This is a genomic window from Paenibacillus sp. AK002 (genome assembly GCF_053903045.1).
The window spans coordinates 1631312-1658157 of the sequence record NZ_CP096377.1; the positions used below are offsets into that span (position 1 = coordinate 1631312).

At 51.9% G+C, this 26846-nt stretch carries 25 protein-coding genes; 9 read left to right on the forward strand and 16 right to left on the reverse strand.

The features are described 5' to 3' along the window. Positions 1-3: 3 nt before the first annotated feature. From M1D70_RS06850 to M1D70_RS06865, 4 genes are all read right to left on the reverse strand, one after another. Entirely contained in the window at positions 4-1266 is a 1263-nt protein-coding gene (locus M1D70_RS06850) for an MFS transporter (RefSeq protein ID WP_456289508.1), read from the reverse strand. A 164-nt stretch (positions 1267-1430) separates the two neighbouring features. Beyond that, a complete protein-coding gene (locus tag M1D70_RS06855) occupies positions 1431-2612 on the reverse strand; it encodes a MalY/PatB family protein (RefSeq protein ID WP_456289509.1) in 1182 nt (393 codons plus the stop codon). 33 nt (positions 2613-2645) lie between these two features. Continuing rightward, positions 2646-3569 (reverse strand): AEC family transporter, encoded by a 924-nt coding sequence (locus tag M1D70_RS06860; protein WP_456290398.1) that lies wholly within the window; start codon positions 3567-3569, stop codon positions 2646-2648. Positions 3570-3893: 324 nt separating this feature from the next. Beyond that, positions 3894-4613, reverse strand: a complete 720-nt coding sequence (locus M1D70_RS06865; protein ID WP_009591616.1) for a 3-ketoacyl-ACP reductase — start codon at positions 4611-4613, stop codon at positions 3894-3896. Between the two features lie 170 nt (positions 4614-4783). On the opposite strand from M1D70_RS06865, the gene M1D70_RS06870 reads away from it, so the two are divergent. Further along, positions 4784-6892 (forward strand): class I SAM-dependent methyltransferase, encoded by a 2109-nt coding sequence (locus tag M1D70_RS06870; RefSeq protein ID WP_456289510.1) that lies wholly within the window; start codon positions 4784-4786, stop codon positions 6890-6892. Between the two features lie 171 nt (positions 6893-7063). Here the strand turns inward: M1D70_RS06870 and M1D70_RS06875 are convergent, their stop codons facing one another. The 4 genes from M1D70_RS06875 to M1D70_RS06890 all read right to left on the reverse strand — a co-directional run bounded on the left by M1D70_RS06875 (position 7064) and on the right by M1D70_RS06890 (position 9703). Continuing rightward, a complete protein-coding gene (locus M1D70_RS06875; protein ID WP_009591670.1) occupies positions 7064-7786 on the reverse strand; it encodes a peptidylprolyl isomerase in 723 nt (240 codons plus the stop codon). 270 nt (positions 7787-8056) lie between these two features. Beyond that, positions 8057-8449: a hypothetical protein gene (locus M1D70_RS06880; RefSeq protein WP_009591738.1), complete on the reverse strand. Its 393-nt coding sequence runs from the start codon at positions 8447-8449 to the stop codon at positions 8057-8059. A 96-nt stretch (positions 8450-8545) separates the two neighbouring features. Beyond that, positions 8546-8722 (reverse strand): hypothetical protein, encoded by a 177-nt coding sequence (locus M1D70_RS06885; protein WP_009591634.1) that lies wholly within the window; start codon positions 8720-8722, stop codon positions 8546-8548. Positions 8723-9004: 282 nt separating this feature from the next. After that, positions 9005-9703 (reverse strand): hypothetical protein, encoded by a 699-nt coding sequence (locus tag M1D70_RS06890; RefSeq protein WP_433938826.1) that lies wholly within the window; start codon positions 9701-9703, stop codon positions 9005-9007. A gap of 341 nt (positions 9704-10044) precedes the next feature. Here M1D70_RS06890 and M1D70_RS06895 point away from each other — a divergent pair, with 341 nt between their 5' ends. The 3 genes from M1D70_RS06895 to M1D70_RS06905 all read left to right on the forward strand — a co-directional run bounded on the left by M1D70_RS06895 (position 10045) and on the right by M1D70_RS06905 (position 15738). Continuing rightward, positions 10045-11496, forward strand: a complete 1452-nt coding sequence (locus M1D70_RS06895; protein ID WP_456289511.1) for a SulP family inorganic anion transporter — start codon at positions 10045-10047, stop codon at positions 11494-11496. A 285-nt stretch (positions 11497-11781) separates the two neighbouring features. Then, complete coding sequence (locus tag M1D70_RS06900; RefSeq protein ID WP_456289512.1) at positions 11782-13695, forward strand: ATP-binding protein; 1914 nt, start codon at positions 11782-11784, stop codon at positions 13693-13695. Positions 13696-13848: 153 nt separating this feature from the next. Then, complete coding sequence (locus tag M1D70_RS06905) at positions 13849-15738, forward strand: ATP-binding protein (RefSeq protein WP_433938829.1); 1890 nt, start codon at positions 13849-13851, stop codon at positions 15736-15738. 90 nt (positions 15739-15828) lie between these two features. On the opposite strand, the gene M1D70_RS06910 is transcribed toward M1D70_RS06905, so the two are convergent. Then, a complete protein-coding gene (locus M1D70_RS06910) occupies positions 15829-16068 on the reverse strand; it encodes an NHLP leader peptide family RiPP precursor (RefSeq protein ID WP_009591587.1) in 240 nt (79 codons plus the stop codon). Positions 16069-16140: 72 nt separating this feature from the next. Next, complete coding sequence (locus tag M1D70_RS06915; protein ID WP_433938830.1) at positions 16141-17094, reverse strand: hypothetical protein; 954 nt, start codon at positions 17092-17094, stop codon at positions 16141-16143. A 236-nt stretch (positions 17095-17330) separates the two neighbouring features. On the opposite strand from M1D70_RS06915, the gene M1D70_RS06920 reads away from it, so the two are divergent. Continuing rightward, positions 17331-18008 (forward strand): general stress protein, encoded by a 678-nt coding sequence (locus M1D70_RS06920; RefSeq protein WP_009591703.1) that lies wholly within the window; start codon positions 17331-17333, stop codon positions 18006-18008. A 103-nt stretch (positions 18009-18111) separates the two neighbouring features. Beyond that, a complete protein-coding gene (locus M1D70_RS06925) occupies positions 18112-18393 on the forward strand; it encodes a hypothetical protein (RefSeq protein ID WP_456289513.1) in 282 nt (93 codons plus the stop codon). Between the two features lie 288 nt (positions 18394-18681). Here M1D70_RS06925 and M1D70_RS06930 read toward each other — a convergent pair whose 3' ends face one another. After that, positions 18682-19791, reverse strand: a complete 1110-nt coding sequence (locus M1D70_RS06930) for a GNAT family N-acetyltransferase (protein WP_456289514.1) — start codon at positions 19789-19791, stop codon at positions 18682-18684. Between the two features lie 211 nt (positions 19792-20002). Here M1D70_RS06930 and M1D70_RS06935 point away from each other — a divergent pair, with 211 nt between their 5' ends. The 3 genes from M1D70_RS06935 to M1D70_RS06945 all read left to right on the forward strand — a co-directional run bounded on the left by M1D70_RS06935 (position 20003) and on the right by M1D70_RS06945 (position 23227). Next, positions 20003-21451: a potassium/proton antiporter gene (locus M1D70_RS06935; protein ID WP_433938834.1), complete on the forward strand. Its 1449-nt coding sequence runs from the start codon at positions 20003-20005 to the stop codon at positions 21449-21451. A gap of 204 nt (positions 21452-21655) precedes the next feature. Continuing rightward, entirely contained in the window at positions 21656-22126 is a 471-nt protein-coding gene (locus tag M1D70_RS06940; protein WP_009591755.1) for a Dps family protein, read from the forward strand. A 195-nt stretch (positions 22127-22321) separates the two neighbouring features. Then, positions 22322-23227 (forward strand): EcsC family protein, encoded by a 906-nt coding sequence (locus M1D70_RS06945; RefSeq protein WP_009591699.1) that lies wholly within the window; start codon positions 22322-22324, stop codon positions 23225-23227. Positions 23228-23339: 112 nt separating this feature from the next. Here the strand turns inward: M1D70_RS06945 and queF are convergent, their stop codons facing one another. The 5 genes from queF to M1D70_RS06970 form a co-directional block, all read right to left on the reverse strand. Further along, positions 23340-23837 (reverse strand): preQ(1) synthase, encoded by a 498-nt coding sequence (gene queF, locus M1D70_RS06950; protein ID WP_009591586.1) that lies wholly within the window; start codon positions 23835-23837, stop codon positions 23340-23342. Positions 23838-23905: 68 nt separating this feature from the next. Beyond that, entirely contained in the window at positions 23906-24643 is a 738-nt protein-coding gene (gene queE / locus M1D70_RS06955) for a 7-carboxy-7-deazaguanine synthase QueE (protein WP_456290399.1), read from the reverse strand. A 49-nt stretch (positions 24644-24692) separates the two neighbouring features. Next, positions 24693-25184: a 6-carboxytetrahydropterin synthase QueD gene (gene queD, locus M1D70_RS06960; RefSeq protein ID WP_009591644.1), complete on the reverse strand. Its 492-nt coding sequence runs from the start codon at positions 25182-25184 to the stop codon at positions 24693-24695. Beyond that, positions 25181-25858 (reverse strand): 7-cyano-7-deazaguanine synthase QueC, encoded by a 678-nt coding sequence (gene queC, locus M1D70_RS06965; RefSeq protein WP_009591701.1) that lies wholly within the window; start codon positions 25856-25858, stop codon positions 25181-25183. Before queC ends, queD begins: the two co-directional genes overlap by 4 nt. 278 nt (positions 25859-26136) lie before the next feature. Further along, a complete protein-coding gene (locus tag M1D70_RS06970; RefSeq protein ID WP_009591651.1) occupies positions 26137-26841 on the reverse strand; it encodes an AIM24 family protein in 705 nt (234 codons plus the stop codon). Positions 26842-26846 lie beyond the last annotated feature (5 nt).

Sequence of the window (26846 nt, forward strand, 5' to 3'; positions counted from 1 at the left end):
CCTTTACAGCTGGCGTAATGTCTTTATGAAGAGCATACCAACAAACAATATGATTGTAAAAATACCAGTGGCGACAAATAGCTGTTCAAGGGTTATAAACGTCATCGCGGTGGCGACGATCAGCGAACCGAGCGGAATGGTTGAGCTTGCGATCGCGTTAAAAATGGCACCGGCGCGAGACAAGTAGGATTCCTCAATGTGTTCCATGAAGGATACCCCGATCACCGTTTCCACGAAGGAAGCAAAAAAACCGAATATCAGCATGGTTGAAGCCAACATGACATAGGTCAGCATGACTTGTCCGGAATAGTGCGATATCCAGAACCATACCAGATAACAAATTCCAATGAACGTCCCGCCAGTGATGAACAGAATGCGGGCAGAGAAATGTTTTCTTAAGTAAGGGAACAAGAAGGCACCGATGCCAAGACCGATCGTTGAGGAAATGCCCGCAACGGACAACCCCTTGGCGGACAGTCCTAACACTCCCGTCGTGTATGGAGCCATCATGGAGTTAATGGGAATCAGGAAGATGCCCATGATGCCGCCTAATATGCAGACGGCGAATACGACTTTTGCCTTTCTTAGATAGATGAATCCCTCGGCCAGCGCATGGAGATAGCTTTTCAGATCCGGCCGAATCGGGCTCCGCTGCCATGTTTCCTTGCTGTTGATGCCCAGAATGAAGAGGGCGGACAGTAAAAAGGTGACGGCGTCGATCATAATAGCCACTCCAAGGCCGAATAATCCGATGATGGCTGCGGCAGCGCCAAGACCGGCTAACTCCACGATTTTCTTGATGGTTGAATTTAAGGATATGCCATGGGTATATAAGGCTTTATCAAGCACTTGGGGAATGATGGCTAACCCGGCGGGAATACGAAGGGATTCCAGCGTGGAATTGATGAACGTAAGCACAAGCAGAATCCAGGGCTGAAGCAGATCAAGCATAAGCAGGACGGCAGTGACGCCTACAGTCACTCCACGTCCAATATCCGCAAGGATCATGATGGTTTTCTTGTGAAGTCTTTCAACGATGGCGCCTGCAAAGGGTTGAAACAGGATGGAAGGGAGTGCATTGATGCCGAAAATGACGGCTACCCATGAGGCGGAACCGGTAAGCTGGTATACCATCAAGGAAAAAGCAATCATGTCGATGGAATCGCCGAACCGGTTCACGGCATTGGCCATCATTAACTTCAGATACTCCTTTTGGGATGACAGATCCCGATAACGAATCACTCGAGCGTTTTCTTGTATGATCATCATCTAACCACCTTTCTAGATAGAAGTAAAACACAGTTGTTAGATGATGGTCAATTATTATTTTAGATGATTATCTAAAGATTCGTTATCGTAAAATAAAAAATAAACGGAGTCAGCCATGGGCTTGACTCCGTTTATTATTTCATTCCGGATCTTGTATGTTCTTATGCCTTCCGCCATTCCCCGACAGCTTTGCTCAGGCGGGACAACGCCTCCTGAACGGTGGCGCGCGTGCAGGCCAGGTTCATGCGCATGAAGCCTTCGCCTTCCTTGCCGAAGGCTGCGCCGCTGTTCAAACCGAGCTTCGCTTCTTGGACGAGGAAGCGGTTTAGCTCTTCGTGGGACATGCCCATGCCGCGGAAATCAATCCACAGCAGGTAGGTGGCTTCCGGCATAACCACCTTCAGCTCGGGCAGATGTTCCTGTGCATATTGGGCTACCAGCTCCATGTTCCCGCGGATGTAAACCAGAAGCTCATCCAGCCACGGTTCGCCCTCACGGTAAGCAGCCTCGGTGGCGGCCGCACCCATCGGCGTAATGGAGCCGATGGCGTAACGGTTCAATATTTTGCGGAATTTGCTGCGCAGCTGCGCATTCGGGATGATGATGTTCGCCGTGTTCAGGCCGGCGATATTAAACGTCTTGCTAGGCGCGGTACAGATGATGGAACGCTCGGCGGCATCCTCGGACAGCGCGGCGAACGGCGTGTGCGCGCCGGGTTCAAACACCAAATCTGCATGGATTTCATCCGATACGACAAGCACGTCGTATTGCTGGCAGAGGGAAGCCAGACGTTCCAGCTCCGCTCGGCTCCACACCCGGCCCACCGGATTGTGCGGACTGCACAGAATGATCATTTTGACATGGCCGGTGGAAAAGCTCTTCTCCAGGTCCTCGAAATCCATCGTGTAATCCCCCTCTTCGCTAAGAAGAAGCGGATTATGCACCAACTCGCGGCCATGTTCTTGAACGACGCTGTAGAACGGCGGATAGACCGGCGTCTGGATAACGACTTGATCGCCCGGCTCGGTGAACGCATCCACGATAAGGCTGAGAGCCGGAACAACGCCCGGACAGAATTGAATCCACTCCTGCTGTATGCTCCAGCTGTGGCGTTTCTTCATCCAGTCGCTAATCGCTTCACGGTAAGAGTCGGACGGGAACGTATAGCCGAATACGCCATGCTCCACCCGTTTATGCAGCGCCTCTACAACGGCGGGCGGCGCGGCAAAATCCATGTCGGCCACCCACATCGGAAGCGCGTCCGGCACGCCGAAGACGGTGGGGACATTGTCCCATTTCTGACAGTTGGTGCAGGTGCGGTCAATCGCAAGATCAAAATTCATATGTAATTCCTCCTAGCTGAGATAAGTTAGTCTTTAGGCTATGAATTTGGCCAGGGTGATAAGGCCGGTAATCGTAATTACGTTTAGTATGGTCGATATAAGGACAGTTTGTGCAGCAAAATCAGGCTCATTCTGATATTCTTCCGCCAGGATGGACGAATTGACGCCAACGGGCATGCCGGAAGCGATGATGAGCGCTTGCGCCGGAACGCCTTTTAGCCCGAGCAGCAGCACGATCAGAATGCCGATAGCCGGCGCGACCAAGAGACGGAGCAGGACGCTCAGGTAAACATCGAGCCGGCGCAGGCGCAGCGGATATTTAATGATCTGTGCCCCGAGCGTCAGCAGGGCGATCGCCACCATGGACTGGTCCGCATAGGTCAGCGGCTGCGAGATAAAGACCGGGAGCGGCAAGGCCAGGGCATGCAGCGCAATGCCGATGACGAGGGCATAGGGGACGGGCATTTTCAGAAATCCGATCATGGCCTGTTTGTATAATCCCTCCGTCTTGGCTCCCTGAATGGAAATAACTCCGTACGTAAACGTAAGGAGGCTTTGAAAAGACATGATCAGCGCTTGCACCGAGCCGGCCATCGGATCTCCCTTGAAGGCCAGATCATTGATCGGAAGGCCGTAGTTTCCCGAATTATCCAGCAGGAGGCTGTTGGTAAATGCGGCTCTCATCCCCCGGTTGAACTTGCGCTGCTTGGCAACCAGCATGCTGATCAGGTAGAGGACGCCGATATAAAGCGCATAAAATAACGCCACCATGCCCAGAAGCTGCGGTGACATCTTGGATTCGTACATACTCATAAATACGGCTGCAGGCGTAATGTAGTAAAAGTTGATTTTGGCGAGTGTGTACAAATCGAGCTTAAAGGCATATTGCATAATAATGCCGAAGCCTATCAGGACAAAGATGGGAAGTACCACTTCAAGTAAAATGTCGGCGATCATGCTGTTGTCATCTTCTTTCCATGAGTATAGCTTGGTAATGGTCTGGCTGTGCGTATGACGCCATGTCATTATATCATGACAACGGATTGTTGACACTTGATTCCGCATGGAAAAAAGAACAAAGCACGCGCATCTTGCCGGGCCTTTAAGCGAAACGTTCTTGACTTCATCGGAACCTTGCCTTGGGGGAAGGGTTGCGCAGGATTCGCTGGCGCAAACCATCGCATTACACGCAAGCTGCATGCAAAAAGGGTGTTCCTTGGCCCCTGACCAAAGAACACCCTTGAATTGGTTATTGCAATGGGAGCGTCTGTCGACGCGTCCTTATTGCGGGTTGGTAGTCCAAATCCCCGCGGATTTGACGAATACCCGCTGCGGCAGCTTGAGCGCCGCCAGCACAAGCTCGGCTACGTCTTCCGGCTGCATCATCCGGTCCTCGTCCCCGATCTTCAGGCCGGCATTGACGGCGAGATCCGTGTTCACGGTGCTCGGAGTCAGCGCCGTCACGCGGATGTTGTGCTTGCGGACCTCCTGCAGCACGGCTTCGGTCAGTCCCATCACGGCAAATTTCGAAGCGTTATAGGCTGAGCCCGTGGCGAAGCCGCGTTCTCCGGCCGTAGAAGAGATGTTGATGATGTCTCCTTGGTTATGCTCGATCATGCCGGGCAGCGCTGCACGCGTCATATAGTACGTCCCCATCAGATTCACGTCGACGATACGCTTCCAGGCTTCCGGTTCCATTTCCAGCAGGTTGCCGAACTGGGCGATGCCCGCGTTGTTGATCAGAATGTCCACCGAGCCCAGCTCCATGTTTACCGCCGCGAAAGCAGCCTCTGCCTCGCTCTGCACGGAAACGTCGGCCACCGCCGCGACGGCTCTGACACCATACTGCTCGGCAACCAGGGCGCTCAGCGGCTCCAGGTCTGCTGCCGTACGGGCGACGAGTCCAACGTGCACGCCTTCCTTGGCAAGTGCGATGGCCAGGGCGCGCCCAATCCCTTTGCCTGCACCCGTGATGAGGGCTGTTTTATTTTTCAGGCTCATGTACATTCACTCCTTCATATTGATAAAAAATATGGTTTCGTTGACCAGTATACCCTGTACCATCCGCAACTACCAAATGTCCGCGATCCACCCTTAACAATTTGTTATAATCGTAGCAGCGAAACCAAGATAAACTTGTTCATTTTTATTACAGGATGGAGGAACAACCTATGCTGCAAACGCTGAATATCATAACCGCGTTTCGTCAGGGGGATGAATCGGCTGCGGGAACGCATCCATGGCTAATGAAGCTGATATCGGCCGAGGAACGAATCGTCAATCTGGAACGGATCACGTCCATCGGGCAATTGGCCCACGCCAACCCCGTGCTGGATTATGTAGAACGCACATTGAAGATACTGGATTCGCTGCCTGTTTCCTATTGGATCAAAGAGCTGCTGGAAGAAGTCCTGGTGTGGGCGGAAACGGCCAAGGGCGGAACGATGAGGGATCGCCTGCGCTGGCAGCAGTCGGGCATCCATTTGTTCCTGCATAATATCGGGTCCGCGCAGCTGTATGAAAGACATATCCGGCAAGGCAGGGGAACCCTGTCACCGCACGAAGAGATGGTACATACTCTCATACTTACCCATGGACTGCTCGGGCAACACATCCGGGGGGAAGTCGCCTTCGAGGAGAACCTGCCGCTGATTAAGCTTATGGAGGAAGGACGGTTGACCGAAGATGAGCTGATCCGGCTGCTGATCCCTTTGAATCACTGCATCATTGCTGCCGTATCGGAGGAGCTTTGGCATTCCGTTGAGGAAGAAATCAAACAGCTGATTCGCAAGCTTGCCGAAGGGAGCGTCCCGGATCGTTGGACTTACGAGGAAAGGCTGCGCCGCCTTCGGACCGCTTCCATTGCCCGGGGGGAAGATTTCGACAGGCAGTTTCAGGAGATTCGGAGGCAGACGGATCTGCCTGCTGCCCTGCATGGGTTTCAGGACATGACGCTTTGGTATGTGGAAGCGGCCCTGCAGGATTTCTCGTTGGAAGAGTTCGTGAAGGTTCTGCTGCTGGCTCTCCATTCGGAGAAGCAGAGCCCGGAGGATCGATTGTCTTCGGATTCGGTGAGCCACCTGAGCTTTGAGCCGCTGATGAACGATATGTATTACGATTACAAAGGCGTCAAGAAGCTGAACGTGTACAAGAAAAGAATGATCGAGCAATATTTGCGCCAGACGGATTGGGAGGCCTGCCTTCGCGGGCAGGCGATTGCCAACCCGCATCTGCGCCACCGCATCGAACGAAAGCCGGAGCTGCCGGATACGGTATTCTTTACCTTCGAATTCTCGCAGGCCGCGGAGAAATTAATTGAATTTTGCATCGAGGCGGAGAAATCCCCGCTCTACGAGAAGGCAGTGCTGCTGCTGTTTGATCTGTTTGGCCTGAGGCGGGATGCTTATGACCGGTTTCATAATGAAGAGAATTATTTAAACGATATGAACAGCGCGGGAGATTACAAGAAAGTGATTCTGGATTATATCACGGGAACGGCGGTGCTGGATATCGGTCCCGGAGGCGGCGTGCTGCTTGACTTGATCGAAGAACGGCTCCCGCATGCGCGTCCCGTCGGGATCGATATCTCCTCGAACGTGATCGAAGCGCTGGAAAAGCGCAAACGCTTGGAGCACAAAGCATGGGAAGTTCTGAAGGGGGACGCGCTGAATCTCAGGGACTATGTGAAGCCCGGAAGCGTCGATACGGTCATCTTCTCCTCGATATTGCACGAGTTGTATTCGTACATTGAGACGGACGGTTCGCGCTTCAATACGGCGACCGTGGAGGCAGCTTTGCTCAGTGCCTATGAAGTGCTTGCACCCGGGGGCCGCATTATTATCCGTGACGGGATCATGACCGAGCCCGAGGATACCTGGAGAAGGATCCGTTTCCATGAGGCCGACGGCATGGAATGGCTTAACCGGTATGCCTCGGATTTCAAAGGCCGGGTCATATCCTACGAGCAGCTGGCTGACGCGGAGGTGCGCATGCCTGTCAACGATGCGATGGAGTTTCTGTATACCTATACTTGGGGTGCCGAAGCGTATGTTCATGAAGTGCAGGAGCAGTTCGGATATTTCACGCCTACGCAGTTTGCGGAATGCATCCGCAGAACGCTGGGTCCCGAAGCGCTGATCCGCGTGCAGCAGCATTATCTGCAGGAAGGATATGCCGAGGCATTGGCTGACCGCATCGAATTCATGGATGAGGATGGGAAGGCGGTAACTTTGCCGGACAGCACCTGTCTTTACGTGATCGAGAAGCCGGCCCGTCCGTAATGGCCATACCCTGCTGTAACGTATAAAAAAAAGAGGACCGGAACGCAGCTATATTTCAAGCGTGCGTCGGTCCTCTTTCGCATGTTGTTTGGTAAGCCGTCCGGATTCTGTGCTCATTCACAAGCGAGGAAGGAAAATGGTTCGCTGACAGCAGCGATTATCCCCAAAAAGCTATTCCTGCTTTTCGGGATCCGGATAATCCTTCCCGAGCGTATCGACCGTCACTTTCTTCATGACGGGCACTTCAAGCGGCTTGTCCATCTGATCCCGCTCCAAGCCCACGATTTCCTCAGCCGTTTCCATGCCTTCGATGACCTTACCGAAGGAGGCGTACTGGGCATCCAGCGAAGGCGCGTCCGCGACCATAATGAAGAATTGCGACCCGGCGGAGTTTGGATCCTGCGCCCGCGCCATGGATAATACACCTGTCGTATGCTTCAGGTCATTCTGAAACCCGTTGGACGTAAATTCTCCGGCGATCGCGTAGCCGGGTCCCCCCGTGCCGTTTCCGTCAGGATCGCCTCCTTGAATCATGAAGCCGGGGATGACGCGGTGAAAGCCTGTGCCATCGTAAAACCCTTGTTCCACCAGAGAGATGAAATTGTTCACCGTATTCGGCGCAACCTCCGGGTAAAGCTCAAGCTTTATCGTTTTGCCGTTCTCCATTTCAATCGTGACGATGGGGTGGCTGGCGTTCGGGTCCGGCACGTTCTGCTTGACCTCGGCTTCCTTCGGCGGTTCCGCTTCGGGCGCCGCGGCGCCGTTCGTCGAACCTGTTCCGCCGCCTGCGCCGCTTTCGGTTTCCTTGTCATTCTGGCCGCATGCCGTCATCACGAACAGCAGCGCAAGGATGACGAGTAGGGCCGGCATCCAGCGTGTTCTGCGTTTCAACATCATTGACTCCTCCTGTGCTTTGCCTTATCAGGTCTTAAGCATGTAATCTGTATCATATTTTATCACAGGTTGGACAAGTACTGAAAATCGAAATAGCGGAGTATATATTAAGGAAAACGTATCGACGTAACGTCATAGAAGACCGACCGCGTGTAGAGGATGTTTTCCTTGCGATTAATGAATCAAGGCCAGCGGCTCAGAATGCAAAAAATAAGCTCCCGAACCTGTACAAGTCCGGAAGCTTCAGGAAATGGAGAGCATTGTACGTCACTACTTGACAGGAAATATGCCCTCCACTTTGTTTAGAGGAAGCAGAATCCGCGAACGGTTCTTGTCCTTGGCAAGCAATTCGATGAAATCGGCTCCGATTCTGACAAGCCGGATCCGGTCAAAGGCGCCGCGGGTTGGGAAAGTGGTCCGCACCCCAACCCGCACCGTTTTGCCCGGCGGCTTGACATCGAATACCCGAACCGAGTTGAGACTGGACGGCACAAAAAGCTCGCCCTGCACCTTGATGAAATTTTTCGGGAATACCCGCTGCAGCCGTCCGGGTTCCAATCCGGTGTTCGGCGCGTTGATTTCCACCAGATGTCCGGTCAACGAGGCTAGTCGCTGCTGCAGGGTGATCTTATGTCTGCAGGGATGGATCGGCAATCCTTTCATATGAGGCATCATCCTTCCAGGGTCGTATGGTGTAGTGTATGTTGGAAGGTATGGCATGGGTGAAAGAAGAGGTCCACGATTCCTGCCCGGTGTTGTTTAGGATGACGGAGGATTTCCGCGGTTACTCGTATCACTGCCATCCGGCTTCTCGTGTTTGATGCTGTCGGGTATCGGAATGCTGTCCGGATAGGAATCCTCGACAAACAGGCCGAATTCCTCATCGATGTCGCGTTCGGTCACTAAACGGTGCTTCTCGTCAGGTTGTTTCTTCATCGGCTGTTCCTCCTATGAAATCGAATCTTTGAAATGAACGGCTGGTATAAGAACTGATAGCTTGACCCATACTGTTTTACTATAAAGATGGTTGTATGGGAGGCGTAGGCATGGAAAGAAAGGGCAACATATTAACGGCACTCATATGGGGGACCCTGATCGGCATCCTGCTGTGGATGTCATTTCTTGGCTGGCTGGATATCATATTCGGAAAATAGAGGGATCGTACAGATGCTAGTATAGGACCCGCCTTCCTTTAAGGAGAGGCGGGTCTTGCAGGTTTTAGTCGTCCTCGCCATTGCTGCCGTTCAGCAGATCGGTTCCGTGCATCTGTTCCGTCGGAGGCGCGGCGGGATCCACGGGGCTGTTGGCCGCAATCGCGTCCGCGTCCGGCACATCCTCCAAGGGCGTATACTCCTCTTCACCCGAAGGGTAATTCATAAAAATGTCCTGATTCAAAAAGGCGGTACCGCTGCCTGACAACGCTGCGTCGGCTGCGACTCTCTGCTCCGTATCGCCGGTATACTCGGCGATGACCTCGTCACCCGGACGAGTTGGAGGCTCACCCTCGATGGCCCGCCATTCCGGGTCCGTCGCATCATCCGCGACATCGCGAATAACCGTTTCGTCGGCGGTGCGGTCCAGCCGCACCTCGTCGGCTTCTCCGGCATCGGATGACAAGGTTAACCGCTCATCGGCAAGGGTCCGCTGATCCGGATCGGCGCCGGTAGCTTCCCATGCATCGATGGCGCTGTGATCGGGGTTCATCCGCTCCTCCGGTTTTGCATCCGCAGGAGCCGCTTCATTCTGATCGTACGCGATATGATCCGCGTCTTCGCTGCTTAGGCTCTGCTCCGTATAGGTGTTGACGTCTCTCAGATCGTCTTGCGGAATCAAATCCGTATCCTCGACTTTCCGTTTGGCCTCGAATTCCAAATATGTCAAATCTGCCAGCGTATTCCGATTGTTTTCGTCTCGCATGGTGTCCATCTCCTTCCTTGATTTCAATTACAATAGGTTTCTATACTTCGACTTTACCCGCTGAATCAAGAATGAATCCCGAAACATTCAGGTTATGATAAACCAAGCAAGCTCTATCTTTCCCTGTCGGATGACGTATTATGAAAATTTTCAAATAAGAAAAATAGACGAAACACAAGATAAATGAGAGAAAATGAATGATTTCGTGGATGATTTCCCTTAAATTGAACAATGAAATTTTAAAATGATCCCGTTATAATCGAAAAAGCGACTAACGGACCGGGACAATTCTGAGAGTGGATTGTCAACAACTAACAACAGAACAGGAAGTGATCAGGACTTTGTTTCAATGGATTAGACAAGGCTTCTTTGGCAACTCGCGCAAAGATATTTTATCGGGTCTGACGGTAGCGTTCGCTCTCATCCCGGAAGCGATCGCCTTCTCCATCATGGCAGGCGTTGATCCGATGGTGGGACTCTATGCGTCCTTCGTGATTGCCGTCAGCATTTCGTTTTTCGGCGGCCGTCCCGGCATGATCTCGGCGGCGACAGGGGCCATGGCGTCATTGATGGGACCGCTTGTGGCTATGCACGGGATCGAGTATTTGTATGCGGCAACGATTCTGACAGGAATCTTGCAAATGTTGATGGGAGCGCTCAAGTTCGGACGTTTTATCACGTTTGTTCCCCAGCCGGTCATCACCGGCTTTGTGAATTCCCTGGCCATCATCATTTTTCTGGCCCAGCTTCCGAATTTCAAGGGCGAATCGTGGCCGATGTACTTGATGGTGATCGGCACGCTGCTGATCATTTATTTATTGCCGCTGGTAACCAAAGCGGTTCCATCGGCACTCGTTGCGATCATCGTGATGACGATCGTTGCGGTTTGGTTCAAGGCCCCGGTGCAAACGGTCGGGGACATGGGCAACATCACCCAGGCACTGCCGTTCTTCCACATTCCGAATGTAACCGTGAGTTTGGACATGATCATGACGATATTGCCTATTTCCCTGGCTCTTGCTGTCGTCGGGATGACGGAATCGCTGCTTACCGCGTCGCTCGTGGATGAGATGACCGAGACGGGCAGCGACAAGAACCGGGAAATCCGCGGTCAGGGCGTTTCCAACGTGATCACCGGATTCTTTGGCGGCATGGCGGGCTGCGCCATGATCGGACAGACGGTGATTAATGTGAAATCGGGAGGGCGAACCCGGTTATCCACCTTGGTTTCCGGCGTGTTTCTGCTGTTCCTCATCATTGTGCTCGGGGATGTCGTGAAACAGATTCCGATGGCGGCGCTTGTCGGGGTCATGTTTATGGTTTCGATCGGCACGTTTGAATGGGGATCGCTTCGCACGCTTCACCGCGTGCCGTTAGGCGATGCCATCGTCATGCTGGCAACGGTCATTATTGTGGTAGCGACTCATAATCTGGCCATCGGGGTCATGATCGGGATTATCTTAAGCGCCCTGAATTTCGGGTGGAAGATGGCCAAAATTCACGCCGTGCCCCATATGCAGCCGAACGGCACCAAGGTATATGAAATCCGGGGACAGCTGTTTTTCGGAACGATGATGTATTTTGTAAATCTGTTTGACGTGAACGATGATCCGGAATATGTCGTGATTGATTTTTCCAAATCCCATGTATGGGATCAGTCAGCCACGAATGCCATTTCGAAGGTATGGCATAAGTACAAGGAAGCGGGGAAAGACCTCACGCTCATAGGGTTGAACGACGAAAGCCAGCGGATGGTCGATAAAGTCGGCCTTGCTTCAAACTCTACGCATTAGAAGCATTAGTCATTGTGCTGTAAGCAGGTGTGCTCAATAGAGGTAAGGTTTGTCAGATGAAAAACATGCCAAATGAAGAAATGGCGGTGCTCAAGGATATGATCCTTGCACCGCCATTCTTGCTTTTCGGCCGGTTGTCGCTATGAACGTAAATAAAATTTTACAAACGATACCTGGCATTTCATGTTATATTGATTGTAAATGAACACGAAGTTTGTCGAATCGGCAAAGGATGGAGAAGAATACGGATTTATATTGACAATAACGGTTAGAGGTGCTGACTAGATGAAGGATATGCCCAAATCCATATTCCTGCTTCTGCTGGTCGTGCCGCTGCTGCTAATTATATCGATTTTATCACCGGGACAATCGGATGCTGAGCGTGCTCATACCGTGATACCTGATTGGCAGTTTATGTGGGATAACGAACAACAGGAGGTTGTTTCGCCAGCCGGCATTCGGAATTCAAGCGGTTGGCTGACAGGGACACCAGAGAACAAAGAACCCCCAAAGTCAGATGGGGTATCTTCAGCATGGAATCGTTTTACCCTGCCTGACCTTCCTTGGAAACAATCGGCCATTATGATTGACCGGATCAAGGGGCAGGATGTTCTGGCTTTCTTGAACGACGAACCAGTGTATGAAGCCAAGCGGGACTATATGTATACGAATCATTCGCTGCTGCTTCCTTTTCATCCTGATGATGCCGGCAAAACCGTTTATATATGGACAAACGGTTCTAGCGATATGACGTTAGGCATCGATAGCGAGATCATGCTCGGCGAGTATGATGATCTGCGTAGAGGTTTTATCAAGAAGGATCTGGAGGATTTTATATTAGGCAGCTCCTTTTTGTTTATTGCGGTGGTCATGTTCTTCTGCTGCTTGTTCCTTCCGAAGCATACGGTATCCAGCTGGCTGTCCCTGAGCGTGATCATTCTGGCAAGCGGAGCCTTGCTAATTACGTACTCGCCGTTCCTGTACACCTTTTATGGCGAACTCGGCAGTGTATGGGTCTCGGTATTCGATATTTCGCTTTTCACCGTTTTGCCGGCGCTGTATTTCTATTTCGAGAAAATCTACGGACCCGGTCCCTACCGGCTCATTCGCTACGGCCGAAGAATTCAGATGGCCTACTCCGGGATCTGCCTGGTCTTCCTTGCGGTACATGTTCTGAGCCATCATTCGTTTTATGATATGTACTATTTCTTCTCCGTGAAGATTCTCGGCGTCCTGATTATCCTGCAGATGGTGCTGCTGATCGGTACCACGATTCTGTACGCTGCCAAGCGTAACAAGGACGCTTATATTTTTACAGCCGGCTTCGGCATGATGGCGATAGCGACGCTCGGAGATATGCTGGCCTTCTATTACCATGACGGGCATTATGAGCTCTTTCTGTGGAAATGGGGCGTTATCGGCCTGATCGTCTCCCTGATCATATTGCTGGGCCGTAAATTCGCCCGAAGCCATGAGCAAGTGCTGCAATATTCCCGAGAGCTGGAGATGTTTAATCACGAACTTCAGCGATCGGAGAAAATGGAGATCATCAGCGAGCTCGCCGCTTCGGTTGCGCACGAGGTTCGAAATCCGCTGCAAGTGACGCGCGGCTTCATGCAGCTTCTGGCCGAGAACTCCAAGCAGACGGAAAAGGAGTATTTTGGCTTGGCGCTGAAAGAACTGGACCGGGCTTCCGGGATCATCACGGATTTCCTCACGTTTGCCAAGCCTGAATTGGAGCATGAGATCAGGCTGAACGTGTATGAGGAGCTGAAGCATGTGAAAGGCATTCTGCTGCCGCTTGCGAATCTGAGCGGGGGCACGATCGAACTGGATGACGCCAAGGAATTATACATCACCGGCAATTCATCCAAACTGAAGCAAGCGATGATTAATATCGTCAAGAACAGCATCGAGGCACTGGATGGAGAAGGGACTATTCGTATCTGGGCCTATGCCGAATCTGATGAAGTCGTGATTCACATCCAAGATGACGGCATTGGAATAGAAGCTGGGGATCTGGAGAGGCTGGGCGAGGCGTATTTCTCGAATAAGTCGAAAGGGACGGGGCTTGGCCTGATGGTCACCTTCCGGATCATCGAAGCGATGCGAGGAACCATTCATTTTATCAGTGAAAAAGGAAGCGGTACCGAGGCGATCATTCGCTTTCCGTCCGTTCCTGATTCCGTGGAAGTTTAGATTTCCAATCAAGAGAGATGCCGCGTGCATCTCTCTTTGTTATATCAATAATAGAAAATTTTATCATTTTTCCGAAAATTAGAAGGTGGAAGGTTTTGTCGCAGCGAATAACACAGTAAGAGAATCACCCATTATAATGTTTGAGGTGCGTCCATGAGGTCTGGATGGAGAATCGCTGTGTTCCTGATCATCGTTATAGCTTTTAGCCAGGGGTTACCCGGGCTTGTCTTTGCCACCGAAGAAACGGCAGCTCGGGCAGCGATTAAGGAGTGGAGAATCCTTTGGTCCGAAACCCGTGGGGTACCGGACAGCGTACCGGCCCACAGGGATGACTGGCTGGTAACTTCGACCGGAGCTTCGACGCCTTCCAAGCCGCATGCCAAGGCATCCGCATGGATTCAAATGAAGATTCCCGAGATATCATCGGCATCCCCCGGCATTTTAATTGACAAGCTGCACGGACAGCAGGTTGCGGTATATGCGGACCATGAGAAGATTTACGAATCTACCCGTACGTACAATTATGAGCTGAACTACATTTTGCTTCCCCTTCACCAGGACTTACTCGGGAAGGATCTGTACATCTGGCTGGAAACCGCGCGAGATCATGTGACGATGGAAGGGAAAATACTGGTCGGCAACTATCATGATCTGTTGAACCAGTTCGTGAAGTCGAATCTGGTGGACATCATCCTCGGGAGCGCCTTTGTTTTTATTGCATTGGTGATGCTGATCTGCGCCGTGTTCCTGAACAGAAAATATTTGATTACCGTCCTGTCATTATCGTTTATTATTTTATCCGTTGGCATACTGGTATTTACATACTCCCCGTTTCTTTATACGATTTTTGATGAATATGGAAATTTATATACTCAGTTATATGACATCTCATTATTTATTTTACTTCCTTCGTTCAGTCTCTTTTTTGAAAAAATCTTCGGCCCCGGCTGGAGGGGCGTACTGCGCAAACTTCGGAAGTTCCAGGTATTCTATTCGCTGTTCTGCGGCCTGTTCCTGATTTTCAATCAATGGGCCTCTAATCAATGGTTCGACCTGTATTATTTCTTCTCCGTTCAGGTCCTGGGTTTTGTCATGATTGTTCAATTCGTACTGCTGGTCGGCAGCTCGATGTACTATGCCGTTAAGGGAAATAAGGACGCCGTTATTTTCAACGCTGGCTTTGCGGTGTTTGCCATTGTGGGTTTGGGCGAGCTGCTGCAGTTTTTCCTGACCCGGGGCAGCTACAATCTGTTCCTCTGGAAATGGGGCATCGTCAGCTTCATCATTGCGCTGATCGTTATTCTCGGACGGCATTTTGCCAAGAATCACGAACAGATGCTTCAATACTCCAAAGAGCTTGAGATGTTCAACAATGAGCTGCAGCGTTCGGAGAAGATGGAAATCATCAGTGAGCTTGCGGCATCGGTCGCGCATGAGGTTCGCAACCCGCTGCAAGTGACGCGGGGATTCCTGCAGCTCCTCACCGGAAAAGCCCAGTCCACCGAACGGGAGTATCTGGATCTGGCCTTGGTAGAGCTGGACCGTGCCTCGGGCATCATTACGGATTTTTTAACCTTTGCCAAACCGGAATTCGGCAAAGACACGGTGCTGCGGATATCCGAGGAGTTCAAGCATATCGAAGGCATACTCGGCCCGCTGGCCCATCTGCAAGGAGGCAGAATTACCGTCGATATTCCGGAGGATATTACGATTCGGGGCAATTCCTCGAAATTCAAGCAGGCCTTTATTAACATCGTAAAGAACAGCATTGAGGCGCTGGGCGACGATGGGCTGGTTCATATCCGCTGCTACCGACAGCAAGGCCAGGTGTTTATTCATGTGGTGGATAATGGCGAGGGGATGGGACCGGAGGTGCTGGCACGCCTGGGAGAGCCCTATTTCTCGAACAAAACGAAGGGGACGGGCCTTGGCTTGATGGTGACCTTCCGAATTATAGAAGCCATGGACGGGGACATTTATTTTACGAGCAAAATAGGAGTGGGGACCGATGCCGTCATTACGCTTCCCGCGGCTTGCGAATGATTCGCTAAGCTGCGGCAGCGATGACGGTTATCGTCCCCACTCTTTTTACCTATTATCTATTTATGAAATGTCCAGGCTGTTATGTAGTGTTTACCAGATGGCTCTTTCCTTGGCTTCCGATTTGATCACGCTAGTCGGATTCGGAGGGATGACCAGATACAGCTCGCCCGGATTCTCTTCAAGCGTTCGAATCTCGATGTGGTCGGGAATCCGTACACCAAGAACTTCCTTGATCGCGGACTTTGGATCGCTGAGCAGTTTTGCCTTAAAGCTAGGATCCTCCCAGGCTTTTTGAATCAATTGTGTTTGAAAGATGGCTTCTGTCGTCATAAGAATCACCCTTTCAAATAAATTGGTTATTTTTTACTCTTAAAGAATACCATGGAACAAATATAAAATCTATTATTTTTTGTTTAGAATAGACAAATGGTAATTTAACCCGCCAAAAGACAAGGTTTTTTTGCTGTTTTCGATATGATTCGCTTCGTTCTGAAGTTCATCCACCATCGTTTGATGGAAGGAAATCAGATGCGGAGCCTCTATATCTACCGATAAGAGATGGGCATGGGTGGCAGCGGCAATTTCTGCATAAGGCTTCAGCATGTTGTTGATAAAGATGGCTTCCTGTACTTCGGATATCGTTAGAACAGCGTCCTGCGGTTGTCCCCGTTCCGATTTAATGAGGGAGAGCAGGCAGTTGTAGCTGCCATCCGCAAGATCCTGCTTCCAATCGGTCCAATCGTCCATCATCTGCAAGGTAAGCAGCACATGATTCATCACGTCGTTCGTTCGTGAAATAAGGTCCGCTTGATCCGATAGAAGAAGTGCGGCAGTGCTTCCCAGCTTTACGGGAGCCGCTTTTTTGGCAACCATGGTCCTGTCGTGCTTAAAGTAATCCTCCCGGTTTTCATGGATGACGCCTTCCGACCATTCGTGCGTATAGTGTTTGAAATAATACCAGAATTCTGAATTTGCCGGGAAGTAAGGTTGATAGGATGTGAGAAATTCGTAATACAGCAGGTTGGCAAGCGCGAGATGGTGTTTCGGATCGATGGAGGACTGGCCGTCATGAGGCGAGTCCATGATGTCGTCTTGAATGAAGTAGTATAACATGCCGATAATGTTAGCGGTGGAGAGATCACGGTATATCTCGGCGGGAAGTGCGGTCCGTTCTTTCATCCAGAAGGGAAGCAGATAGCAGATGTAATTTTTGGAACTGTCCTGCTCGAAGACGTCAAACTTTCTGAGGTATGAAAGACCGATTTGGTTCAGGGGAGCAGGGAATTCGGACAGCCTTGCTTCGCAGGCCGAGAAAGCGGCGGCAAGATCGTCCTCGAAAGGCTTGAACCAGTTCATGGAATCACCAACCTATTCAATTTTTAAGGCACACGTGCTTACTTGCTATATTAACATGAATGTTCATGGAGTTATATATTACCAGTATCATTCCATGGCGATATGTGGAAGTTTCGGCTCTGCGACGGGTTTCTTTACAAGCGGTCATTTCGGTTTCCTTGTTTGATTATGGCGGCTGGCGTTTAATTTAGGGATGTACAGCGATAACCGAAAATGACCAAATAGGAGGAATTCATATGACTCAGAAAATTGTAGGAGCTTTTCGGACGGAGCAGGAAGCAACCCGAGCTATTGAGGAACTAAAGCAGCAAGGATTCAGAGCCGATGAAATCTCTGTCATTGCCAAGGATCGCGGCGAATCTTCCCATATTCAGGACGAGACCGGAACCAAAGCGCCCGAGGGATTGGCCTCCGGAGCGGCTACCGGCGGCGTGCTGGGAGGCGTCACCGGATTGCTCGCAGGTCTCGGCGCATTGGCCATTCCGGGCATTGGTCCGATCATTGCCGCTGGGCCGATCGCGGCAACGCTGACGGGCGCCGCCGTGGGTGCCGGTGCAGGCGGGTTGGTAGGAGGCCTGATCGGTCTTGGCATTCCGGAAGATCAAGCGGAGGAATATGGGGGCTACGTCGATGAAGGGCATATTCTGGTCATGGTGGATGCCGATGAGTCGAACGGTGGCCAGGTATATGATATATTCCGGAGCAACAGCGCGCTCAATGAACACCATTACCGTGAAGAAGGTACCTACAGCGGTACAGGAGCACCGGTAGATTCGCGTTCTGAAGCGGCTGCCGCCACCGAGGATGCCGTGCCGGACCCTAACCTGTATCAAGGCTATGGCGATGGCAACGGCGGCGCCGTGAGTCCTAACATTGTTAGCCCGGATCGTGAAGAAACCACGAAGAGACGATAAGGGTTATTCTCATATGCATCATGAACGATGAACAAACCGCCCGGATTCTTCCGGGCGGTTTGTTTGCGGCGACAATCCGGCTTCACAGGGCTTGCTTGAAGTCGTGTTTAACGCTTGTTGCGCTGCATTCTCGCACCCCTCGGCCCATACCCGGGACCGCCGGGGCCGTGCCCATGTCCAGGACCGCCTGGTCCACCGGGGCCATGTCCAGGTCCACCCGGATGCCACGGTCCTGGGCCATGTCCCGGATGCCAAGGACCGTGCCCATGCCCATGCCCATGTCCGGGAAATCCGGGATACCCCGGGTAATACGGAGGAAACGGATAGACCGGCGGATAAAACGGTGGATAGTATGGATAAGGATAGTAAGGGTATCCAGGGATGAGACCCGGGATACCGAGGCTTGTTTGGGATTGAAGCCCTCTTTTCGGTTGATGACTCAAGGCCTTGCACCTCTTTCTATCAGATCGGTTACCCCATCCTATGTGGAAGCGGAGAGGAAGGGCACTTATCCTGGGAAAAATAGGCGGACGGCCACTCCTCGGGAGGCGAGTATCGACGCCGGTTTGCTTGGGATGAACGGTTTCCAAGTTAGTTAATCTCTAGCGAAAGAAAAAGGCACATAGGTCCTCCCCTGCCTTAGGGAAGGATCCGATGCACCTTTAGTTCTTCATTATATATATTGAAGGCCGGTTGCGTAAGGGAGAGGGACAGGATCGAAGGTTACGCTCCCGTTAGCCCGATACGGGGATTCCGGATCGAACAGGATGGAAAGCAAACCTTCGTCATCCAGCTCCAACGTTTCATGGCTCAGGGTAAGACGGTACGGACCATGTTCGCCGTCGGCCTGGATCAACCCCTCGGGAAGCAGAGGAGCCAGCTGACGAAGCAGCTCTGGCCCGCTTACCAAATAAATGGTTCCCTCGTTGCGAATATACTCCGGCAGGATACCGGCAGATTGGATTAAAGCGGCAAGCTCCTTATCCTGCCAAGGCAGCGGAATCGTAAGCTCTGAAAGGCTGAAGGACGCGATGGCATCGGCTATAACCAGTGCGGCCGCTTCAGGGCTTCCTCCCCACTCGACGAGGGTGGACTCCCTGGAAGGCGTCATCGTGTTTCCGGGTACGGCGATGATGGCAAAAGCGGTCAACGCCCCGCCTTCTTCGGCGACGAGCACCTGCTGCTTAAGACGGATCACGTTGGAGTATGCGCTTGCATCCAGCAGCTTGTTAAGCTCCGAAGCCGTTGTAACATATCCAGCTTCCCGCTGTTCCATCAGTCTTTGGATCTGGAACAGATCGTGCGGCTGCATGGCCCGGATGTTCACTTCTTTTCCCGTTGCAGCACGCAGCGGCTCCACAACGGCGGGAGATAGACGGAACCGGAGTGCCCGGCCGAATAAACGGCTGCCTGCCCGGGTATACAGGGATCTGCCGCCGGAAATAAGGATGAGGGATGCACCGGAGGCCTCGCCATGCCGGATGCACTGTTCCAGGAGATTGCCCGCAAGCCGTTGTCCCCGGTAATCGGAGTCCGTGCAGACGGAGCCGATGGAGAAAATATTTAATCGGGCACCGCGAGTCTGGATGGTAAACGGCACGAATCCCATGAAAGACACCAGTTTGTCCTGATCCCAGGCACCGTAGGAATGGCTGATACCCGGCGAGAATATCGGAGGGAAGGATACCCCCATGGAAGGCTGTTCCGGCTGTTTAAGAAAAATACGGTCGGACAGCTCGACGGCTTGTTGCAGTTGATCGCTTTTCATCATAGAAATGTTCACTCGATTGACGCCTCCCCTATGTATGTCGCTTGTTATTACTAGTATAAAGTCATTGGGCACGGAATTTCCAGTAAACGTTTCCTAAGGCTTTTCGGAATTGTCCGGTTGGCGGAGTTAGCCAGCCCTGGATCGAAGCGTTTACGGTTTGGGCGTGTGCGAAAAGGCGGTGTTTTTCGGGTAATAATAAATGTACGAATCTGACGCCGGAGGGATGAGCTTGCCAAGTTTTGTTGATTCCATGATTTTGCTGTGCGGCGCCTTGCTTCTGACAGGCGTATTGACCACCAAGTTTTCTTCCCGTTTCGGCATGCCCGCTCTGGTGCTGTTTATCGCGATCGGGATGATTCTCAGCCGTTTCATTTATTACGATAATGCGGAGCTCACGCAGCTGGTCGGCATATTTGCACTGATCGTCATTTTGTTTCAGGGCGGAATGCAGACCGACTTCAAAGAAATCAAGCCGGTACTGGGTCCGGCCATTTCGCTTGCCACGATAGGCGTCCTGCTGACAACCGTTGTAATCGGACTATGCGCCTCATTTGTGCTTGATATTTCTTTAAAAGAAGGACTGTTAATCGGCGCTATCGTCGGCTCGACGGACGCGGCAGCCGTATTCTCGGTTCTTGGCGGAACGAATCTGAAGAAAAGGCTTCGAATGACGCTCGAGGCGGAATCCGGAAGCAATGACCCGATGGCGGTGTTTCTTACCGTGTCCTTGATCGAATGGATAGAACATCCGGACCTAAATTTGTTCGGGCTTATTTTTTCGTTTGTGATGGAGATGGGATTAGGGCTGGTGGTCGGCATTCTTGTCGGCATGCTGGCCGTGTATGTGATCAATCGCATCAACTTCGATTCTTCGGGGCTATACCCCGTGACTGCTTTAGGATTTGCCGTGCTGACGTATGCCGCCGCCGCATGGCTTGGAGCCAGCGGTTTGCTGGCCGTATACGTTATGGCCTTGCTGCTTGGCAATACCGAGCTGACGTACCGTAAGACGATTCAAGCATTCAATCAAGGTTTTGCGTGGATGATGCAGATCGTGATGTTTGTGCTGCTCGGGCTGCTTGTCTTCCCGAACGAGCTGTCGAAGGTCGTATGGCAAGGACTCCTGTTGTCCCTGATTCTCATCTTCATCGCCAGGCCGATCGGCGTGTTCAGCAGTCTATTGTTCGCCAAATTTGCCGTCCGCGAGAAAATATTGATTTCATGGGCCGGCCTCCGTGGGGCCGTACCGATCGTATTGGCTACATATCCCGTACTGTCGGGAATCAGGCAGGGGGAATTGTTTTTTAATGTCGTGTTCTTTGTTGTATTGACATCAGCGGTGATCCAGGGCACCACCATCTCTCCGCTCACGCAAAGGCTTGCGCTGGTGGAGAAAGATAAAGGAAAGGCCCCGTCCTTATTGGAGCTGATGGCTCTAGGGAAAACGGATTCCGAGATCAACCACGTGCTGGTGGATGAGGATATGCCCATCGTCGGCAAGGAGATTCAGCAGCTGAATCTGCCGGACGATATCCTCTTTACCGCCATTATTCGGAAGAAACGCATCATCACGCCGAGAGGAAACACCGTCATTGAGGCAGGGGACACGTTATACGTAATGAACCCGAAGCAAAAACGGAAGGAAATGAAAACGATTCTTGGGTTATCCTAGAAATTTCGGGCTGAAGCTATATGATGCCCATCACAGCAGACGGTCTTAAAAATAATTTAGGATAGGTATAAATCGGAGGTAATTTCTTCATCCTATCTTCATCCGAGAAGTTCCGATTTTCTTTGCAAAAGAGACAGGAATCTGTTATGATTAATTCAAGGAATTAGAATAAGTCTAAATACAATATCAAAGGAGACGATATAGATGAGTAACTTAACCCAACAAGCGCAAGGAACAACCGATGAACTTCAACAGATACTGAATACGCAGGTAGCCAACTGGAGTGTGCTTGGCGTGAAGCTGCACCATTATCATTGGTATGTGAAAGGCCCTCAGTTCTACGTGCTGCACGAGAAATTCGAGGAGCTGTACAACACGGCCGCCGGTTATGTGGATGAGCTGGCAGAGCGAATGCTGGCCATCGGCGGCAAACCGGCCGCCAGCATGGCTCAATATTTGAAGCTGACGACGCTGCAGGAGGTTTCGAATGAAAACACGGCCGAGCAGATGGTCGGACAGCTGGTTGCGGATTTCGAGAAAGTGGCCGGAGAGCTCAAGTCCGGTATCGAGGCAGCAAACCAAGAGGGCGACGATGCAACTGCTGATCTGTTGACCGGCATGGTGAGCGATGTGCAGAAGCATTCGTGGATGCTGAACGCATTTTTGGGCAAATAAAGTTCATATCCGTTGCTGCCGTTTCATGTCGGCTAACGAAAGCAAAGGGAGATCGGCCGGATCAGGGTCGATCTCTTTTTTTGTTTGCCTTGCGAATGCTGTTGCAAGATTCAATTTGAAATTTATTGCGCCTTTCTTCAATTTTACACGTATAACCTTCATAGATCGTTCAATTCGGATAGAGGAGTAGTGAGGATGGCAGAGATGGAATCACGACAACAGCTGGAGTCGCAGCTTCAAGAGATTTTGAAATGGGAGAAGGAGCAGAAGGACGTCATGTTCTGGGAGAAGCTCGGAAGAATTCCCTTTATGCTGCTGGATCGCCTCACGCCCAAGGCTGTTCAAGAGAAAATCGGAAGCGCCTTGAACGAGGTCGGCGGATTTATTCAAAGCGGCGGGAAGCATCTGGTTCGCGAGAAGTCGGTCATGAACGTACTGGCTCAGACCGCTGGATTGGATGGTTCAGGCGCGGTGAACGACCCTTCCGCGAAATCCGGCGAGGCGGGGTCGGGCGGGGCTGGGAACGGAGAAGAGCAGGCGGTGGCTTCCGGACTTACGCTGGCAGCAGCCGCGAAATTGCCGCTCCAGGTCATGGATGCGGCAGCGGATACGCTGACGGTAAAGCGGGTCAAATTCGCGGCGGCCCAAGGGGCGGCAACGGGAATCGGAGGCGTATTTACGATAGCGGCCGATCTGCCCATGGTGCTCGGTCAATCGCTCAAGGTGCTCCAGGAGATGGCCCTTTGTTACGGGTATGATCCGAACGATCCCCGGGAGCGGGTGTTTATCGTGAAATGCCTGCAGTTTGCATCCGCCGACATCGTCGGAAAGAAAGCGGTGCTTGAGGAGCTCGCCAGTTTTGACGACGTCCAGGCGACGGAGCAGGTCTTCTCGCAGCTGCAGGGCTGGCGTGAAGTCGTCCAGTCGTATACCGATAACTTCGGGATGAAAAAGCTGTTTCAGCTGATTCCGATCGCCGGGATCGTATTCGGTTCGATCAGCAACAAAGGCACCATAAGCGATGTGGCCGAAGCCGGGAAAATGCTGTACAAGAAGCGGCGTGTTCATTACCGTCTTCGGAATATGGAATATCCGTTGTAATCCAAGGATGATATACGGATCGACACGACAAAAAGGGATGCCCGCCATGCGCGGGCATCCCTTTTTCTTAATATCTCGGAAAATATCATGACGCAGCCATAAAGGCGGTTTCTTACCGATTATCCACCTTTTCGGGGTACAGGTCATGGTTCATCAGACGATTCGCGGCGATCTCCTCGTATTTGGTTCCCGGGCGACCGTAATTGCAGTACGGATCGATGGAAATACCACCGCGCGGGGTGAATTTGCCCCATACCTCGATATATCTCGGATCCATCAGCTTGATCAGGTCATTCATGATGATATTGACACAATCCTCATGAAAGTCCCCGTGATTGCGGAAGCTGAACAGGTACAGCTTCAAGGACTTGCTCTCCACCATCTTGATATCCGGAATGTAACTGATGTAGATGGTCGCAAAGTCCGGCTGGCCTGTGATCGGGCATAAGCTTGTGAATTCGGGACAGTTGAATTTGACGAAATAGTCGCGGTAGGGATGCTTATTGTCAAAGCTCTCCAGAATGCCGGGATCATACTCGAACGTGTATTTCGTGCCTTGGTTGCCGAGCAGGGTAACGTCTTCCATTTCTTCTTTTTGTCTTCCAGCCATATATGATAACTCCTTCATTTATATTCATTCATGCTTCATCAGATCATTGGTAATTTCTTGATGCCGTGCTACACGCCGCGTTTATTCCCCCAGACGAGCGTGTGCAGTTGCGGCAGGACACGCACATCGTTTAACCGGTCGGATTGCATGACCGCATCAACAAGCGACTCGTACCGGTCCAGCAGATGAGACACAAGCGAAGTCGTGTCCCCTGTGCCTACATCGGGATTACCGGTCTGCAAGTAAAATGGTACGTTCGGGTATCGTTCATGGACCGTTTCCGCGTAGGTCAAATCCTTATCGTCAAAGACCACAACCTTCAGGCTGAAGGTTCTGCCGGGCGGACGGGCGGATAAACGCGAGACGATATCGTCGAGCTTGCCCCAGTCCGTATCCATGCCCGAGCTTGGCGGCTTGGGGGAAATGGTGACTTCATCGATATGATTCAGCCAGTCCTGCCAGCGTGAGCCTTGAGTCTCCACGGCAACGGTAATTCCGTGCCGATGCAGCTCATCCACAAGCGCTCCAAGCTGGGGAAGAAGAGCGGGATTGCCGCCGGACAGGGTGACGTGATCGAAGCGTTCTCCGCCCAGCCGGTACAGCTCTTGCCAAATCTCATCAGCACTCAACAAAGAGATGGAGTCCTTTGCGGAACCGTCCCACGTGAATGCGGAGTCGCACCAGGAACAGCGATAGTCGCAGCCCGCCGTCCGAACGAACATCGTCTTGCGGCCAACGACCATGCCTTCGCCTTGAACGGTAGGACCGAAAATCTCCATCACGGGAACCGGACGTTCCACCGTCATGGCAGGGGAGGAGCCCCCGTTTGAATCCGTAACAGGCGTTTCATGCACATTATTCATGGATCATCCACTCCCGTCTGACCTCAGCGTAGCTGGTCGGCGTCTCGAACAGGCGAACGAACTCCGTTCGCATGCCTTGTTGCTCGTAGGATTCTCTGCTGCGGAGGGCCTCCTCCATTTTCTCAAACAACCAGACCACCATGTTCTCTGCTGTCGTATTCATCGGCGGCAAGGTCTCGTTCAGGTAACGGTGATCCAGGTAAGGCTCGATACTCGTTTTCCAGCAATCCTTGATGTCTCCAAAATCCACGGTAATGCCGACCTCGTTTGGAGTTCCGCTGATACCAAAAACCACTTTATACGTGTGGCCATGCAGGTTTTTGCATTTTCCCTCATAGCAATGCAGGTGGTGCGCAGCATCGAAGGTAAACTCTTTGGAAACAAGCACCCGCTTCCGATGGTAACGCAGGCTTCCGGCATCGATGTCTTCGCCAAGCTTCTGCAGATGCTCTACAATGCGGAAAGCCCCGGGCTCTCGGCTCATACCAGGCGCCCCCTCTCGGAGATGCCGTTACGGCGCTGCATATACTTGTCGAGCCCCGCTTTTCTCAGCTTGCATGCAGGACATTCCCCGCAGCCGTCTCCCTTGATGCCGTTATAACAGGTTAACGTATGATCGCGAACATATTCGAGCGCATTCATCTGGTCGGCAAGCTCCCAGGTTTCGGATTTGTCGAGCCACATGAGCGGGGTATGAATGACGAACGGGTAATCCATGGCCAGGTTCAGCGTAACGTTGAGCGATTTGATGAAGCTGTCCCGACAGTCGGGATAACCGCTGAAATCCGTCTCGCATACGCCCGTGATCAGATGCTTCGCTCCGACGCCCTTGGCCAGCACGGCGGCAAAGCTGAGGAACAGCAGGTTCCGGCCATCCACAAACGTTGTAGGCAAGCCGTCGCCTTCGGCGATCTCGATATCGCTGCGCGTTAATGCATTCGGTGCCAGCTGATTAAGCAGGCTCATATCAAGCACCGTCTGCTTCACGCCTTGCTCCTTGGCAATCTGTGCCGCGCATTCTATTTCAAGCTTATGGCGCTGGCCATAATCGAATGTTACGGTTTCCACTTCGGCGAAGCGTTCCTTCGCCCAGAACAGGCAGGTGGTGCTGTCTTGCCCCCCGCTGAAAACAACGACTGCTTTTTCATTTTTAAGCATAAAAAAACCTCTCATCCTTCATAATTTAAGAGCAGCCCCAGAGGGCCGATCCCGTAGAAGAAAGAGAAGTTCATTGAACTGAATCCGTAAAAAAACAAGCCTTATTCTTAGGGTGTAACACCGAATAAGACACGATAGTTTTTTATAGAGGGAGTTCACGAACCTCTCCCACGCACCGATAATAGGCGCATGGATTGTCTTCTGTTGTCCTTGTGACCGCGTGGAGAGCCGTGAACGGCATGCGGTCCGATTACGCCCTCCATTATAACACGGCCGGATTATTTGATAAACACTCCGCCGAAGGGAATTGCTTCCCGCAGGAATCGCTTGATGATGCCTTCGTCGTTTAAATCGTTCACGAGCCGCTGATTCTGGCGTCCCGCTTGAAACAGCACATAACCGTCGCCGGTCAGCTTCCAGTGATAGTTCATGTGCTGGCTGGCCAGATGATTGCCGTATACGGTCAGGTCCAGCTTAGCGGCTTCGGGGTAGGCGATGATGCTTCCGGCGTCCACATACAGCGGCTCGGTAGGATGCAGCTTGACTTTGCATACCGGGCCTTGGGTCAGAATGCCGATGCTGCCATTCCCGGAAAACTTCATCTTAATGGCATCTCGCGTGACCAGCATGTTTTTGATTTTCAGTATTCTTGTCTGCATCGTAACAAACCGGGTGTAAAAGAAAACATGACGAAAATCATAGAGCATGTCCTGTTCGCCTTCCAGCTGAATTTCATGCATGTTGAAGCCCGGGGGAAGCGCAGCCGTAAACTGGCTGGGTCCCGTAATGTCGGCACGGATCAGCTTTTTTTTGCGGTAGATGCCCTTCACGTTCATAAGTCGATCGCTGCGCCCGGAGGAGGGTCCACGATAGGCAACGATCTGCTCGGGATGAAGGACATGCGCCGTGTCCCCCTCTGTCAAAGAGAACGTAACCGCTTGACCTGCTCCGCTGCCGGCCGCATCTTCCATTCGGATAATCATCGCCG

Excerpts from the sequence above, each read along its gene's own strand:
- M1D70_RS06915 (WP_433938830.1), bottom strand. The coding sequence starts at position 17,094 with ATGAACTGGTTCAAGCCTTTCGAGGACGATCTTGCCGCCGCTTTCTCG.
- M1D70_RS06885 (WP_009591634.1), bottom strand. The coding sequence starts at position 8,722 with ATGAAGAAACAACCTGACGAGAAGCACCGTTTAGTGACCGAACGCGAC.
- M1D70_RS06870 (WP_456289510.1), top strand. The coding sequence starts at position 4,784 with ATGCTGCAAACGCTGAATATCATAACCGCGTTTCGTCAGGGGGATGAA.
- M1D70_RS06880 (WP_009591738.1), bottom strand. The coding sequence starts at position 8,449 with ATGAAAGGATTGCCGATCCATCCCTGCAGACATAAGATCACCCTGCAG.
- M1D70_RS06855 (WP_456289509.1), bottom strand. The coding sequence starts at position 2,612 with ATGAATTTTGATCTTGCGATTGACCGCACCTGCACCAACTGTCAGAAA.
- M1D70_RS06905 (WP_433938829.1), top strand. The coding sequence starts at position 13,849 with ATGAGGTCTGGATGGAGAATCGCTGTGTTCCTGATCATCGTTATAGCT.
- M1D70_RS06970 (WP_009591651.1), bottom strand. The coding sequence starts at position 26,841 with ATGATTATCCGAATGGAAGATGCGGCCGGCAGCGGAGCAGGTCAAGCG.
- M1D70_RS06945 (WP_009591699.1), top strand. The coding sequence starts at position 22,322 with ATGGCAGAGATGGAATCACGACAACAGCTGGAGTCGCAGCTTCAAGAG.
- M1D70_RS06920 (WP_009591703.1), top strand. The coding sequence starts at position 17,331 with ATGACTCAGAAAATTGTAGGAGCTTTTCGGACGGAGCAGGAAGCAACC.
- queC (WP_009591701.1), bottom strand. The coding sequence starts at position 25,858 with ATGCTTAAAAATGAAAAAGCAGTCGTTGTTTTCAGCGGGGGGCAAGAC.
- M1D70_RS06940 (WP_009591755.1), top strand. The coding sequence starts at position 21,656 with ATGAGTAACTTAACCCAACAAGCGCAAGGAACAACCGATGAACTTCAA.
- M1D70_RS06860 (WP_456290398.1), bottom strand. The coding sequence starts at position 3,569 with ATGATCGCCGACATTTTACTTGAAGTGGTACTTCCCATCTTTGTCCTG.
- M1D70_RS06865 (WP_009591616.1), bottom strand. The coding sequence starts at position 4,613 with ATGAGCCTGAAAAATAAAACAGCCCTCATCACGGGTGCAGGCAAAGGG.
- M1D70_RS06910 (WP_009591587.1), bottom strand. The coding sequence starts at position 16,068 with ATGACGACAGAAGCCATCTTTCAAACACAATTGATTCAAAAAGCCTGG.
- queF (WP_009591586.1), bottom strand. The coding sequence starts at position 23,837 with ATGGCTGGAAGACAAAAAGAAGAAATGGAAGACGTTACCCTGCTCGGC.
- M1D70_RS06935 (WP_433938834.1), top strand. The coding sequence starts at position 20,003 with ATGAGCTTGCCAAGTTTTGTTGATTCCATGATTTTGCTGTGCGGCGCC.
- M1D70_RS06875 (WP_009591670.1), bottom strand. The coding sequence starts at position 7,786 with ATGTTGAAACGCAGAACACGCTGGATGCCGGCCCTACTCGTCATCCTT.
- M1D70_RS06900 (WP_456289512.1), top strand. The coding sequence starts at position 11,782 with ATGAAGGATATGCCCAAATCCATATTCCTGCTTCTGCTGGTCGTGCCG.
- queD (WP_009591644.1), bottom strand. The coding sequence starts at position 25,184 with ATGAGCCGAGAGCCCGGGGCTTTCCGCATTGTAGAGCATCTGCAGAAG.
- queE (WP_456290399.1), bottom strand. The coding sequence starts at position 24,643 with ATGACGGTGGAACGTCCGGTTCCCGTGATGGAGATTTTCGGTCCTACC.
- M1D70_RS06850 (WP_456289508.1), bottom strand. The coding sequence starts at position 1,266 with ATGATCATACAAGAAAACGCTCGAGTGATTCGTTATCGGGATCTGTCA.
- M1D70_RS06890 (WP_433938826.1), bottom strand. The coding sequence starts at position 9,703 with ATGCGAGACGAAAACAATCGGAATACGCTGGCAGATTTGACATATTTG.